13 protein-coding genes are annotated in these 13,989 nt (G+C 72.3%); 8 read left to right on the top strand and 5 right to left on the bottom strand.

The window, feature by feature from the left end:
* Positions 1-81 precede the first annotated feature (81 nt).
* Together ACZ561_RS20040 and ACZ561_RS20035 are read left to right on the top strand one after the other, a co-directional pair.
* Positions 82-639 (top strand): helix-turn-helix domain-containing protein, encoded by a 558-nt coding sequence (locus ACZ561_RS20040; protein ID WP_470996672.1) that lies wholly within the window; start codon positions 82-84, stop codon positions 637-639.
* A complete protein-coding gene (locus ACZ561_RS20035; RefSeq protein ID WP_470996669.1) occupies positions 636-1,418 on the top strand; it encodes a helical backbone metal receptor in 783 nt (260 codons plus the stop codon). Before ACZ561_RS20040 ends, ACZ561_RS20035 begins: the two co-directional genes overlap by 4 nt.
* Here the strand turns inward: ACZ561_RS20035 and ACZ561_RS20030 are convergent.
* Entirely contained in the window at positions 1,345-2,502 is a 1,158-nt protein-coding gene (locus ACZ561_RS20030; protein ID WP_470996666.1) for a TDT family transporter, read from the bottom strand. The two genes, ACZ561_RS20035 and ACZ561_RS20030, sit on opposite strands and share 74 nt — an antisense overlap.
* A 70-nt stretch (positions 2,503-2,572) precedes the next feature.
* Here ACZ561_RS20030 and ACZ561_RS20025 point away from each other — a divergent pair, with 70 nt between their 5' ends.
* On the top strand, positions 2,573-3,508 hold the full coding sequence (locus ACZ561_RS20025) for a LysR family transcriptional regulator (protein WP_470996663.1): 936 nt from the start codon (positions 2,573-2,575) through the stop codon (positions 3,506-3,508).
* A 350-nt stretch (positions 3,509-3,858) separates the two neighbouring features.
* On the opposite strand, the gene ACZ561_RS20020 is transcribed toward ACZ561_RS20025, so the two are convergent.
* From ACZ561_RS20020 to ACZ561_RS20010, 3 genes are all read right to left on the bottom strand, one after another.
* The gene (locus ACZ561_RS20020) at positions 3,859-4,536 is read right to left on the bottom strand and encodes a gamma-glutamyl-gamma-aminobutyrate hydrolase family protein (protein ID WP_470996660.1); all 678 of its coding nucleotides are present in this window, start codon (positions 4,534-4,536) and stop codon (positions 3,859-3,861) included.
* 28 nt (positions 4,537-4,564) lie between these two features.
* Positions 4,565-6,007: an ethanolamine permease gene (gene eat, locus ACZ561_RS20015; RefSeq protein ID WP_470996658.1), complete on the bottom strand. Its 1,443-nt coding sequence runs from the start codon at positions 6,005-6,007 to the stop codon at positions 4,565-4,567.
* Between the two features lie 113 nt (positions 6,008-6,120).
* Positions 6,121-6,831, bottom strand: a complete 711-nt coding sequence (locus tag ACZ561_RS20010) for a FadR/GntR family transcriptional regulator (protein WP_470997188.1) — start codon at positions 6,829-6,831, stop codon at positions 6,121-6,123.
* A gap of 129 nt (positions 6,832-6,960) precedes the next feature.
* Between ACZ561_RS20010 and ACZ561_RS20005 the strand changes: the two genes are divergently transcribed.
* From ACZ561_RS20005 to ACZ561_RS19985, 5 genes are all read left to right on the top strand, one after another.
* Positions 6,961-8,325 carry a glutamine synthetase family protein gene (locus tag ACZ561_RS20005; protein ID WP_470996655.1) on the top strand — a complete coding sequence of 455 codons (1,365 nt, stop codon included), beginning with the start codon at positions 6,961-6,963 and terminating at the stop codon, positions 8,323-8,325.
* Between the two features lie 8 nt (positions 8,326-8,333).
* On the top strand, positions 8,334-9,707 hold the full coding sequence (locus ACZ561_RS20000) for an aldehyde dehydrogenase family protein (RefSeq protein WP_470996652.1): 1,374 nt from the start codon (positions 8,334-8,336) through the stop codon (positions 9,705-9,707).
* A 5-nt stretch (positions 9,708-9,712) separates the two neighbouring features.
* The gene (locus ACZ561_RS19995; RefSeq protein ID WP_329122620.1) at positions 9,713-10,498 is read left to right on the top strand and encodes a 3-oxoacyl-ACP reductase; all 786 of its coding nucleotides are present in this window, start codon (positions 9,713-9,715) and stop codon (positions 10,496-10,498) included.
* A gap of 93 nt (positions 10,499-10,591) precedes the next feature.
* Entirely contained in the window at positions 10,592-11,848 is a 1,257-nt protein-coding gene (locus tag ACZ561_RS19990) for a haloacid dehalogenase-like hydrolase (RefSeq protein WP_470996649.1), read from the top strand.
* A gap of 22 nt (positions 11,849-11,870) precedes the next feature.
* A complete protein-coding gene (locus ACZ561_RS19985) occupies positions 11,871-12,773 on the top strand; it encodes a DUF2510 domain-containing protein (RefSeq protein ID WP_470996646.1) in 903 nt (300 codons plus the stop codon).
* Between the two features lie 7 nt (positions 12,774-12,780).
* On the opposite strand, the gene ACZ561_RS19980 is transcribed toward ACZ561_RS19985, so the two are convergent.
* Positions 12,781-13,983 carry an amino acid deaminase/aldolase gene (locus ACZ561_RS19980; protein ID WP_470996643.1) on the bottom strand — a complete coding sequence of 401 codons (1,203 nt, stop codon included), beginning with the start codon at positions 13,981-13,983 and terminating at the stop codon, positions 12,781-12,783.
* Between the last annotated feature and the right edge of the window lie 6 nt (positions 13,984-13,989).

Here is a 13,989-nt window from a genome sequence, read left to right as displayed (position 1 = left end):
CGCGAAACCCTGCCCGAAAGCTGCGTAAGGTTCAGGTAACCGACCAGTACGCAGGCGCGAGGGAAGAGGGAGGGAGCCGTCATGGACGAGAAGGAATCACTGCGCGTGGGCGCGGCCGTCAAGAGGCGCCGCCGGGCTCTCAAGCTCACGCTGGCCGTCGTCGCCTCGCGCAGCGGCCTGTCCGTGCCCTTCCTCAGCCAGATCGAGAACGAGCGGGCCCGCCCCAGCACGCGATCCCTCCAGCTGGTCGCCGGAGCCCTGGAGACCACGGCCGCCGAGCTGCTGGCCGCCGCGGAGTCCGCCCGTACGGTCGATGTCGTACGCGCCGCCGAGCAGGCCCGCCACGACCTGCCCGAGGGGGTACGGTCCCTGGTCCGCGGCCGGCACCAGCTCCACGCGCTCGAGTTCACCGGCGAGCGGGACGCGGGACGCGAATTCCAGCACCGCAACGACGAGTTGCTGTTCGTCGCCGACGGCGCCGCCGAAGTGGAGGCCGAGGGGCGGGCGTACCGGCTGGAACGCGGGGACACGCTGTATCTCTCCGGAGGCGTGCGGCACCGCTGGCGCGCCACGGAGTCCGGCACCCGCCTGCTCGTCGTGGCCGTCGCCGAGCACATCGAGGTCGACGACGCGTCATGAGGGCCCGTGTCGTGTCCCTCGTCCCCTCGCTGACCGAGGCGGTCGCCGTGACCGCGCCCGGCCTGCTCGTCGGTGCCACCGACTGGTGCAGCCACCCGGCCGATCTCGACGTCGTACGGATCGGGGGCACGAAGAACCCCGACGTCGCGGCGATCACCGCTCTCGCACCCGACCTGGTGATCGCCAACGAGGAGGAGAACCGCGCCCCCGACCTGGCCGCGCTGCGCGCCGCCGGGGTCGACGTCCTGGTCACCGAGGTGCGCACGCTCGACCAGGCGTTCCGTGAGCTGGAGCGGACGTTGCGGGCCTGTGGCGTCCCCGGCCGGCCGCGCTGGCTGGACGAGGCGGAGGAGGCATGGGCCGCGGTGGACCTGCCGGGCGAGCAGCTGACCGCTGTAGCGACGGGCGGGCCCCTGACCGCCCTAGCCCCGCCGGGCGAGCCCCTGACCGCCTTCGTCCCGATCTGGCGCCGGCCCTGGATGGTCCTCGGCCGCGACACCTTCGCCGGTGACCTGCTGGCCCGCCTCGGTATCCGGCAGCTGTACGCCGATCACGCCGAGCGCTATCCGCGCGTCCCCCTCGACGAACTCCGGGCCACCGGCGCCGACCTGGTCGTCCTGCCCGACGAGCCGTACCGCTTCACGGCCGACGACGGCCCCGAGGCGTTCCCCGGGACCGCCGCCGCACTCGTCAGCGGGCGTCATCTCACCTGGTACGGGCCGTCGCTGACCGAGGCCCCGCAGGTGCTGTCCCGGGCCCTGCGAGCAGCGCTCCGCTGAACAGCCCGCGCAGGGTGTGGAATCCGGCCACCAGCCAGGCCGCGACGAGGAACACGTACAGCGCGATCGCGAGCCAGCGGAAGACGGCGAGACCCGTGTGGTGGGCGAGCCCCTCCGCGCCCGTCACGCAGGTGCCGACCGGGAAGGTGAAGGCCCACCAGGTCATGGCGAACCCCATGCCCCGACGGCGGGCCCGCACCACCATCGCCCCGGCCAGCGCCAGCCACAGCAGGGCGAAGCCCATCACCGGCACGCCGTAGAGGACGGCGAAGGCGGCGAATCCGTGCGCGTACGGGGCGGGCAGCACGCCGTTCGCGACGTCGGCGAACTTGTTCGCGGCGGTGGTCGACTGGCCCAGCGGCCCGAGGACCAGGAAGAGGGTGGGGGTGAGCGCGAGGGGCAGCGGTCCGCCGGTGACGAGGCGGCCGAAGACCAGCGGCAGCATCACGAGGGTGGCGAGCAGGCTGATGCCGAACATCGCGTAACAGGCGATCAGCAGCGTCTGCTGGGCCTGCCCGGCCGGCAGATGGGGCAGGAGCAGGGGGCCGAGGGCGGCGGAGACCATCGGGGCGACGACCGGGAGGAGCCACACCGGGGACGCGCTCTCGATCTTGTGGTGCACCACCATCAGATACGGGACGGCGACCGCGGCGGCCAGGCCGATGGCCGATCCGGCGGTGAACAGGACGGTGTCGATCGCGACGGCGGCCGGGAGCCCGATCCAGTCCTGGCCGACGATCAGGGTGCCGCCGCCGACCGCGAGAAGGGCCATCGACAGACAGCCGTAGAACGGGGCCATGGCCGGGTCCATGAGGTGCTCCCTGGCCCGGTCGCGGTGGTGGATCCAGTGCGCGGAGCGAGCGGCGACCAGGGCGAGGAGCATCCCGAACGAGAGGGCCCAGACGGCGGTGCACGCGGTGCGCAGACCGGGCACATGCACCGGGAGGGCCGCTCCCGCGTTGGCGACGATGGCGGTGCCCATCACCGAGGCGTACCAGTTGGGACCGAGGTGACGGACTGAGGTCGCCCGCGCGCCGGGGGTGGTGGCGCGGGGGACCGGACGGGAAGCTGCGAGGGTTGCCATGGCTTCACCCTCGCGCGGCCGCGCGGGACCGACCAGGGATCTTGGCGCTATGACGTCATAAGCTGACTTTATGAGCAGCGAGCCTATCGAGACCGCACCCCTGTCCCACCGGGTCCCCGACCTCGGCGCGCTCGAACTGCTCCTGGCCGTCGCCCGGCACGGCAGCCTGGGGCGGGCCGCCCGCGAGGTGGGCATCACGCAGCCCGCCGCGAGCAGTCGGATCCGGTCCATGGAGAGGCAGCTCGGCGTTGCCCTGGTGGACCGTTCGCCGCGCGGCTCGCGGCTCACGGACGCGGGGGCGCTCGTGACCGACTGGGCGCGGCGGATCGTGGAGGCGGCGGAGGCGTTCGACGCCGGGGCGCAGGCGCTGCGCGGGCGCCGGGACTCGCGGCTGCGGGTGGCCGCGTCGATGACGATCGCCGAGTATCTGCTGCCGGGCTGGCTGATCGCGCTGCGCGCGGAGCGACCGGACACGGCCGTCTCGCTGATGGCGGGGAACTCCGCGGCGGTCGCGGAGCGGCTGCTCGCGGACGAGGCGGACCTGGGGTTCGTGGAGGGGCTCGCCGTGCCCGACGGCCTGGACGGGGCCGTCGTCGCCCGCGACCGGCTCGTCGTGGTCGCCGCGCCGTCCCATGCGTGGACCCGCCGTCGCAAGCCGCTGGACCCCGGGGAACTGGCCGCGACCCCGCTGATTCTGCGGGAGCGCGGCTCGGGGACCCGGCAGGTCCTCGACTCCGCGCTCTCCGCGCATGGCGGTCTGGCCCAGCCGCTGCTCGAACTCGCCTCCACCACGGCGGTGAAGGCGGCGGCGGTCAGCTCCGCGGGGCCTGCCGTTCTGAGCGAGCTCGCGGTCGCGGAGGAGCTGACCTCGCGGCGCCTGGTCGAGATCCCGGTCGCGGGCGTGCTGCTCCGCCGCGACCTCCGCGCGGTCTGGCCGACCGGCCACCGGCCGACGGGACCGGCGCGCGACCTGCTGTCGCTGACCAGGGCGAGGCCGACGGGGTGAGGGCGGGGTGCCGGTGCCGGTGCCGTGACCGTTGCCGTTTGCGGGTGCGTGGTGGCTGTTCGCGCGGTTCCCCGCGCCCCTGGGGTCCGGCGGCACCGGTGCCTTGGCCGGTGCCGTCTGTGGGTGCGTGGTGGTTGTGCGCGTAGTTCCCCGCGCGCCTGGGGTCCGGCGGCACCGGTGGCGTGGGGTGTCTGCGGGTGCGTCGTGGTTGTAAGGCGGTTCCCCGCGCCCCTGGGGTATGCGGTGTCGGTGCCGTGGGGTGTCTGCGGGTGCGTGGTGGCTGTTCGCGCGGTTCCCGGCGCCCGTGAGGTGGGCGCGGCATGGCCGGCCGTGCCCACCTCAAGGGTCCGTCAGCTCGCCGCCTTGATCAGGCCCCGCATCACCCGTAGGTCCTCGCCCATTTCCGGGTGCCATTGGACGCCCAGGGCCCAGGCCGGGGTGGCCAGTTCGATGGCCTCGGGTGTGCTGTCCTCCGCGTACGCCGAGGGCGCCAGGCCCTCGCCCAGGCGGTCCACGGCCTGGTGGTGGTAGGTCGGCACCGAGGTCAGCTCCGGGACCAGGGAGGCGTACAGCGTGCCGGGGACCGGCTTCACCGCGTGGCGGCCGATCACGCCGACCGCCTCCACATGCCCCTCCAGGTGCTGGACCAGGGTGCCGCCGAGCGCCACATTGAGCAGCTGCATGCCCCGGCAGATGCCGAGCACCGGAGTGCCCGAGGCCAGCGCCGCCTCGACCAGGGCCAGCTCCCACGCGTCCCTGGCCCGGGCGGGCGGGCCGGTACGGGGATCGGGCTCCGCCCCGTACCGCACCGGCTCGACGTCCGCGCCGCCCGCGACGACCAGACCGTCGAGCCGGGCCACCATCGCCGCCGCGGCCGACGGGTCGTCCGGCGGGAGCATCGTCGCGAGGCCACCGCTCGCCTGGACCAGCCGTGGGTACTGCGCGGGCAGCAGGGCCGCGGGCATGTCCCACACCCCCCAGCGGGCCTGGTCCAGATAGGTCGTCACGCCGATGAGCGGCTTGGACACGGAAGACTCCTCCGTCGGTCGGTGGTGGTCAGTCGCGTTCGAGTTCGGCCTCGGCCGCCGCCAGCGCCGCGAACTCCTCCTCCGGCGCCTTGGCCACCAGATGCTTCCGACTGTAGAACGCGAAGTAGGCGAGGGCGATCACATAGACCCCGAGCGCGATGAACGCCGCGTCCTTGTCGACCAGGAAGGTCGCCACCAGCGCCGACAGGGCGAGGACGAAGGCCACGGACGAGGTCACCACCCCGCCCGGCGTCCGGTACGGGCGGTGCAGCTCCGGCTCGCGGCGGCGCAGCACGATGTGGGAGAGCGCCATCAGCGCGTACGAGATGGTCGCGCCGAACACCGCGATGTTCAGCATCCGCGCGCCGTTCCCGGTCCCCGCGGCGAGCGCGAAGCCGATCGCGCCCGGGATGAGCAGCCCCAGGTACGGCGACTTGCGGCGGCTGGTGAGGGAGAGGAACCGGGGCAGGTACCCGGCCCTGGACAGGGCGAAGAGCTGGCGCGAACCGGCGTAGATGAGGGAGAAGAACGAGGCCACGAGGCCGGCGAGGCCCGCGTAGTTCACGAACCGGCTGAGCAGTGTCGGGTCCCCGTCGCCCTGCAGCGCCACGACCAGCGGGTTGCCCGCCTCCTGGATGGCGGCCGAGCCGCGCGCCCCGGTGGAGGCGAAGAAGGTCATCACGGCGAGCAGCACGAGGATGCCCATCGAGATCGCGAGCGCCTTCGGCATCGAGCGGACCGGATCCTTCGCCTCCTCGGCCGCGAGCGGCACACCCTCGACCCCGAGGAAGAACCACATGCCGAAGGGGAACGCGGCCCAGATGCCGAGGAGGCCGTACGGGAGCCAGGAGTTGGAGCCGAGCGCGTCGGTGTCGACGGGGATGTCGTTCAGCCCGTCGACGTGGAAGTCGCTGAGCGCGCCGAGCGCGAAGATGACCAGGGCCGCGACCGCGATCGCCGTCACGATCAGGCTGAAACGCAGCGCCTCGCCCACGCCCCACAGATGGATCCCGATGAAGATCACGAAGCAGGCGAGATAGACGGGCCAGCCGGACTCGAGGCCGAACAGGCCGAGCGATTCGACGTAGTCGCCGATGAAGATGGAGATCGCGGCGGGGGCGAGGATGTACTCGATGAGGATCGCGGTGCCGGTGAGGAAGCCGCCCCAGGTGCCCAGCGCCCGGCGCGCGAAGCCGTAGCCGCCGCCCGCGGTGGGCAGGATCGCGGACAGCTCGGCGAGCGCGAAGACGAGACAGGCGTACATCGCGCCCATCAGCACGGTGGCGACGGCGAGTCCGCCGAACCCGCCCTTCGACAGGCCGATGTTCCAGCCGGAGAAGTCGCCGGAGACGACGTAGGCGACGCCGAGTCCGGTGAGCAGCAGCCAGCCGGCGCTGCCGCGGCGCAGGGCGCGGCGTTCGAGGTAGTCGTCAGGTGCTGTCTTGTCCCCGGAGGTGTCTTCGAGCGTCATGGCAGCGTCAGCTCCCGCGTCGGGCCCAATGGAATGGGACCATACCTTTGCGCCGGGTCGGCTGGAACGCAACCCCCGTGCGTTACTTTCGCGTTACGGCGAATCCGGCGGTGTCACGTCAGGAAGCCCCGCAGCAGCGCCGCCGTGCCCCCGCAGTGCTCGCGCATGACCTCGCGGGCCGCGTCGGCGTCGCCGTCGAGGACGGCCTCGATCAGCGCCGTGTGCTGGTGCTGGGAGTGCTCCAGGTTGCGTACGAGCAGGGGGATGCAGTCCAGGAGGTCGTTGACCGTGGCCCGGACGGCCGCGTACTGGGCGGTGAGCGTCGGGGAGCCCGAGAGTTCGGCCAGCGTGAGATGGAGCAGTGTGTCCTGGCGCCGGTAGTCCGCCAGCGGGGCGTCGTGCGTGGCCGTCAGGGCCGCCCGCAGCCGCTCCGTGCCCTCGCTCGTCAGTCCGTGCGTCGCGCAGAGCCCCGCCGCGCCGACCTCCAGGACCTCGCGGAAGCGCAGGGTGTCCTCGACGTCGATCGAGGCGATCCGGCGCCGCAGCTCGTCCTCGTCGGCCGTCTGCGGCCGGCGCAGCACGAACGTTCCGCCGTACCGTCCGCGTCGGCTCTCCACGAGCCCCTGCTCCTGGAGGACCTTCAGGACCTCGCGCAGGGTGACCCGGCTGATCCCCATCCGGTCGGCCAGCTCACGCTCGGCGGGCAGCCGCTCCCCGCCCGGCACCAGGCCGAGCCGTACGACCTGAAGGATCTGCTCCAGCGCCTCCTCGAAGCCGTTGCCCGCCCGCACCGGCCGCAGCACGGGCGTCAGCCGGTCCGGCATGCCCGCTGCGCCGGCCGTCGCCGCGTCCGTCTCCCCACCGATCTTCGCCACGTTGCGGTTTCCCCTTCCCAAGCAATGGTCTTCAGCAATACCTTATGACTCCCGGCTGGCCGAAGGAGGAGTAATCCCGTGGCAGACCGTAAAGCCCCGCTCTCCGTCGAGGAGCTCCGTGCCCTCGTCGCGAGCGGTGAGATCGACACAGTCGTCCTGGCCTTCCCTGACATGCAGGGACGGCTTCAGGGCAAGCGGTTCGCCGCACCGTTCTTCCTCGACGACGTCCTCGACCACGGCACCGAGGGCTGCAACTATCTCCTGGCCGTCGACACCGAGATGAACACGGTCGACGGATACGAGATGTCCTCCTGGGACCGCGGCTACGGCGACTTCGCCATGCACCCCGACCTCTCCACCCTGCGCCGCGTCCCGTGGAACGAGGGTACGGCGATGCTGATCGCCGACCTCGCCTGGAACGACGGCTCACCCGTCGTCGCCGCACCCCGCCAGATCCTCCGCCGCCAGCTGGAACGGCTCGCCGAACACGGCTACACCGCCCACGTCGGCACGGAGCTGGAGTTCATCGTCTTCAAGGACACCTACGAGCAGGCCTGGGACGCGAACTACCGGAACCTGACCCCCGTCAATCAGTACAACATCGACTACTCCGTCCTCGGCACCGGCCGCATCGAGCCCCTCCTGCGGCGGATCCGCAACGAGATGGCCGGCGCGGGACTGACCGTCGAGTCCGCCAAGGGCGAGTGCAACCCGGGCCAGCACGAGATCGCCTTCAAGTACGACGAGGCCCTCGTCACCTGCGACCAGCACGCCGTCTACAAGACGGGCGCCAAGGAGATCGCCGCCCAGGAAGGCGTCTCGCTCACCTTCATGGCGAAGTACAACGAGCGTGAGGGCAACTCCTGCCACATCCACCTCTCGCTCCAGGACGCCGACGGCACCAACGTCATGGCCGGCGACGGACCCGGGGGAATGTCGGACGTCATGCGGCACTTCCTCGCCGGACAGCTCGCCGCGCTGCGCGACTTCTCCCTCCTCTACGCCCCCAACATCAACTCCTACAAGCGCTTCCAGCCCGGCTCCTTCGCCCCCACCGCCGTCGCCTGGGGCGTCGACAACCGGACCTGTTCCCTGCGCGTCGTCGGCCACGGCCGCTCGATGCGCTTCGAGAACCGTCTGCCGGGCGGAGACGTCAACCCCCACCTCGCCGTCGCGGGCCTGGTCGCCGCCGGTCTGTACGGCATCGAGCAGCGGCTCGAACTGCCCGCGGCCTGTGACGGAAACGCCTACACCGGCGAGTACGCCCACGTCCCCACCACCCTGCGCGAGGCCGCCGAACTCTGGGAGACCAGCCCGATCGCCAAGGCCGCCTTCGGGGACGAGGTCGTCGCGCACTACCGCAACATGGCCCGCGTCGAGCTCGACGCGTACGACGCCGCGGTGACCGACTGGGAGCTGCGCCGCTCCTTCGAACGCATGTGAGGAAAGAGTTGCTCCAGGAACTCCAGGTACTCAACCCGGCGACCGAAGAGGTCGTCGCGACCGTCCCCGCCGCCACACCGGCCGACGTCGACGCCGCGGTCGTACGGGCGACCCGAGCGCAGCGCGGCTGGGCCGCCGCCGCCCCCGCCGACCGGGCCCGGCTGCTACGCCGCTTCGCCGCCGTCGTCGACGCCCACACCGAGGAGCTGGCCCTCCTCGAAGTGCGCGAGGCCGGCCACACCCTCGGCAACGCCCGCTGGGAGGCGGGCAACGTCCGGGACCTGCTCGACTACGCGGCCGGGGGAGTGGAGCGGCTCAACGGCCGCCAGATCCCCGTCGCCGGCGGTCTCGACGTCACGATCCTCGAACCCCTCGGCGTCGTCGGCGTGATCGCGCCCTGGAACTTCCCCATGCCGATCGCCGCCTGGGCCACCGCCCCGGCCCTCGCCGCCGGCAACGCAGTGATCCTCAAGCCCGCCGAGACCACCCCGCTCACCGCGCTCCGACTCGCCGAACTCGCCCTGGAGGCGGGACTTCCCGAGGACCTCTTCCAGGTCCTCCCGGGCGAGGGAGCCGTCGCGGGCAACGCGCTGGTCGAACACCCCGGCATCGCCAAGATCGTCTTCACCGGCTCGACGCGGGTGGGGAAGAGCATCATGGCCAAGTGCGCCGACCAGGTGAAACGGGTGACGCTCGAACTCGGCGGCAAGAGCCCGAACATCGTCTTCGCCGACGCGGACATCGAGGCCGCGGCCGCCGCGGCGCCGATGTCGTTCCTCGACAACAGCGGCCAGGACTGCTGCGCCCGCACCCGCATCCTGGTCCAGCGCTCCGTCCACGACCGCTTCCTGGAACTGCTCACCGCCGCCGTCGAGGGGATCGTCGTCGGCGACCCGGCCGACGAGAACACTCAGATGGGCCCGCTCATCTCCCGGGCCCAGCTGGAGCGTGTACGGGCGTACGTCCCCGACTCGCTCCCCGGCATCCGGGGCAAGGCCCCCGAGGGCCCCGGCTTCTGGTTCCCGCCGACCGTCCTCACCGGCCTCGCCGAGGACGCGCCCTGCGCCGTCGAGGAGGTCTTCGGACCGGTCGCCGTCGTCCTGCCCTTCGAGGACGAGGCCGACGCCGTCCGCCTCGCCAACGCCACCGAGTACGGCCTGGCCGGCTCGATCTGGACCCGCGACGTGGGCCGCGCGCTGCGCGTCTCGCGCGCCGTCCGGGCGGGCAACCTCTCCGTCAACTCCCACTCCAGCGTCCGCTACTGGACCCCGTTCGGCGGCTATCAGCAGTCCGGCCTCGGCCGGGAGCTCGGCCCCGACGCCCTCACCGCCTTCACCGAGACCAAGAACGTCTTCATCAGCACGGAAAGCACGGAGGCCTGAACCGCATGAGCACCGAAGAGATCGTCTGCCGCCGTCTGGTCGGCCGTACCGCCGTCATCACCGGGGCCGGCAGCGGCATCGGCCTCGCCACCGCCCGCCGCCTCGCCTCCGAAGGCGCGAACGTCGTCTGCGGCGACATCGACGAGACCGCCGGCAAGGCAGCCGCGGAGGAGGTCGGCGGCACGTTCGTCAAGGTGAACGTCACCGACCCCGAAGAGGTCGAGAACCTCTTCAAGGTCGCCTTCGACACCTACGGCTCCGTGGACATCGCCTTCAACAACGCGGGCATCTCCCCGCCCGACGACGACTCCATCCTCACCACCGGCCTGGAGGCCTGGAAGCGCGTCCAGGACGTCAACCTCACCTCGGTCTACCTGTGCTGCAAGGCCGCCCTGCCCTACATGCAGCGACAGGGCCGCGGCTCCATCATCAACACCGCCTCCTTCGTCGCCATCATGGGCGCGGCCACCAGCCAGATCTCGTACACCGCCTCCAAGGGCGGCGTGCTCGCCATGTCCCGCGAACTGGGCGTCCAGTTCGCCCGCGAGGGCATCCGCGTCAACGCCCTCTGCCCCGGGCCGGTCAACACCCCGCTCCTCCAGGAGCTGTTCGCCAAGGACCCGGAGCGGGCCGCCCGCCGACTCGTGCACATCCCCCTCGGACGCTTCGCCGAGGCCGAGGAGATCGCCGCCGCCGTCGCCTTCCTCGCCAGCGACGACTCCTCCTTCATCAACGCCACCGACTTCCTCGTCGACGGCGGCATCTCGGGCGCGTACGTGACTCCGCTCTAGACCCTCCACCCTCCCTCCACCCCCCACCCGGCAGCCGGGCGTCGCAAGGCGCCCGGCTGTCGTGCATCCGGACACCACGACAGGAGCGCGCCCATGAACCCCCGATTCCGCCGGATCACCGCCACGGCCGCCACGGTTCTCGCCCTCGCCGGCATGGTCACCGCCGCACCCGCCCACGCGAAGCCCGGGAAGTGCCCCACGCTGAAGGTCTCCGAGGGCTGGTACGGCGACAACCGCGAGAGACTGCAGGAGCTCATCGACGCGCACTGCGCGGACAGCGGCTCCGACCGGCCCGTCGCCGTCTTCGACTGGGACAACACTGTCATCAGGAACGACGTCGGCGACGCCACGATGTACTGGCTCCTTCGCAACAGCCGCATCCGCCCGCCCGTGAACGACGACTGGACCACGACCAGCCGCTATCTGACCCCCGACGCGGCCGCCGCCCTGCGCGACGCCTGCCCCACCGGTGTCCGCACCCTGCCCACGGCCACCGACACCGGCTGCGCCGACGAGATCCTCTCCGTCTACGCGGTGGGCGCCACGACCACCGGCAGCGAGGCCTTCGCGGGCTTCGACCACCGTCGGATGGAACCGCAGTACGCCTGGCTCGCCCAGCTCCTGCGCGGCTGGACCACCCGTCAGGTCGAGTCCTTCGCCGCGGCCGCCCGCGCCGAGAGCCTCGCCGCCCCGATCGGCGCCACCCAGCAGGTCGGCACCGGCGACGTCACCGCCTGGGTCCGCTACTACGAGCAGCAGCGCGACCTCGTCCGCACCCTCCGCACGGCGGGCTTCGACGTCTGGATCGTCTCGGCCTCGCCGGAACCGGTCGTCGACGTCTGGGCCCGGGGCGTCGGCATCGCTCCCTCGCACGCCATAGGCATCCGCAACACCGTCGAGCACGGCCGGCTCGGCGCCCGGCTGAAGGGCTGCGGCGGCGTACGCGACGGCGAGGACTCGATGATCACGTACATCGACGGCAAGCGCTGCTGGATCAACCAGGAGATCTTCGGCGTGCGCGGCCCCGCCGCCGAGCGGGTCCAACCGGCCTCCCGGCGCCAGGTGTTCGCCGCCGGCGACTCCGACACCGACATCTCCTTCCTGCGCGATGCGACCGGACTGCGCCTGGTCCTCAACCGCAACAAGAACGAGCTGATGTGCCGCGCGTACGACAACAGCGACGGCCGCTGGATCGTGAACCCGATGTTCATCGAGCCGAAGAAGGAGAAGACGAGCCCCTATCCCTGCGCCACCACCGCCTACACCGCCGCCGACGGCACGGCAGAGCCCGTGCGGCGCGCCGACGGCAGTGTCGTGCCCGACCAGTGGGACTCCGTGTTCGGTTCCTGAACCCGCCCTCTAGGCTTGCGGGATGAGCATGACGACCCCTCCCGGCTGGTACCCGGACCCGGCCACGCCCACCGTCGAACGCTGGTGGGACGGTACGACCTGGACCGCGCACACCCGACAGGCGACGGCGCCCACGACGGCCGTCGCCGCTCTGCCCGCGCCCGGCCGCGGGCGGGGCCGTGCCGTCGCGCTCGGTGCCGGCGCGGTGGTCGTCGTCGCTGCGGTCGTCGCCGGTGTCGTCGTCCTCGTCGGCGGTGACGAGGAGAAGGACCCGGGCACCGCGGGTCCCACCTCGGCGACCACGACCACCTCGGCACCGACCTCCAGCTCCTCCAGCAGCCCTCCCGACGAGGACCCCACGAAGGTCTTCGACCAGATCAACGGGATCACGCTCCCGGTCATCAAGGGCTGGGAGAAGCCGGAGTTCACCTCGGGCGGCGCGCCGACGATGACGACCGTCGGCGAGTACCCCTGCCCCGGCGCCACCAACAAGCAGTGCCGGCATGGCACCGTGTCCTCCCTTTCGGCGTCGGGCACCGACGCCGCCACCCCCGAGGCCATGGCCAAGGAGGACATCGCCCTGGCCGCCGACGCCTTCTTCGGGGACGACGTCTTCGGGAACTGGCTGTACGGCGACATCCAGTCCCACAAGCAGGTCGCCGCCCGCCCGGCCGTCGTCGCCGGACGTACCGGCTATCTGGTCCGGTGGCAGGTCACGACCGGCAAGGGCCCCGGCGGCTACGTCCAGTCGCTGGTCTTCCCGTCCCCCACGGGCAGCGAGTCGCCGGTCGTCGTGCGCTTCGCCTTCGACGCGGGGGCCGACGGACCGCCGCTCGCCGCGATGGACGAGATCACCAAGGGGATCCTGCCCATCGGCAGCGCGACGGGCGGAGGAGTGGGCAGCTCGATCACCCCGGGCTCCTGACCGCCGGTCAGAGGAAGGTGCGGCCCTCGCCCCGGTACGTGGGGACGGTCGCCGTGATCCGGTCGCCCTCGATCAGCTGGAGGCTGTCGAACCGCTCGCACAGCTCCCCGGCCTTCGCGTGCCGGAACCACACCTTGTCCCCGATGAGGAGATCGTCGGCGGGGGACCCGAGCAGCGGCGTCTGCACCTCGCCGGGACCCTCCTGGGGGTCGTAACGCAGCCCCTCCGGGAGGTACGGGACGGGCAGCCGGTCCACGCCCGCCGCACCGGACGCGGGGTAGCCGCCGCCCAGCACGGTCACCACGCCGACGCCGGGACGGCGCACGACCGGCTGCGCGAACAGAGCCGCCGGCCGGCCGGTGAAGGACGTGTAGTTGTCGAAGAGACGCGGCACATAGAGACCCGAACCGGCGGCGATCTCGGTCACCGCTTCCTCGGCCGCCGTGTGCTGCACGCTGCCCGTGCCGCCGCCGTTGACGAACTCCAGGTCCGGCGCCACCGCGCGCACCGCACGGACCACGGCCGCGCGCCGGGACGCCAGCTCCTTGCGGGCGGCCGACTGCATGAGACGGATCGCCCGGGAGCGCAGCGGCCGTCCGGCGACCGCGTCCCCCACGCCCGCGACATGCCCCTCGTACGCCATGATCCCGACGAGCCGGAAGCCCGGCCGACGGGCGACGGAACGGGCCAGTTCGGCGAGCTGGGCGGGCTCGCGCAGCGGGGAGCGCAGCGCGCCGACCCGCACCCGGCCCCCGAGCAGCCGGAGCGAGGTGTCCAGCTCCAGACAGACCCGGATCTCCTCGCCGCCACCCGCGCGTGCCGCGTCGATCAGGTCCAGCTGGGCCGGGTCGTCGACCATCACGGTCACGGCGGCGGCCAGCTTGGGGTCGTCCGCCAGTTCGCCGAACGCGGTGCGGTCGGCGGACGGATAGGCGAGCAGGACGTCCTCGAACCCGGCCCGGGCCAGCCACAGCGACTCGTCGAGTGTGAACGACATGATCCCCGCGAAGCCCTCACGTGCCAGCACCCGCTCCAGGAGCGCGCGGCATCGCACGGACTTGCTCGCCACCCGGATCGGCTTGCCGCCGGCGCGCCGCACGAGGTCGTCGGCGTTGGCGTCGAACGCCTCCAGATCGACGATGGCGACAGGCGCGTCGAGATGGGCGGTGGCCCGGTCGTACCGGGCCCGGTCGGCGGCGCGGGGAGTCATGGCCTG

The sequence above is a fragment of the Streptomyces sp. NPDC039609 genome, from assembly GCF_055596705.1.
Note: the sequence above shows the minus strand (reverse complement) of the source record. Positions and strands in the feature narration are given on the sequence as shown.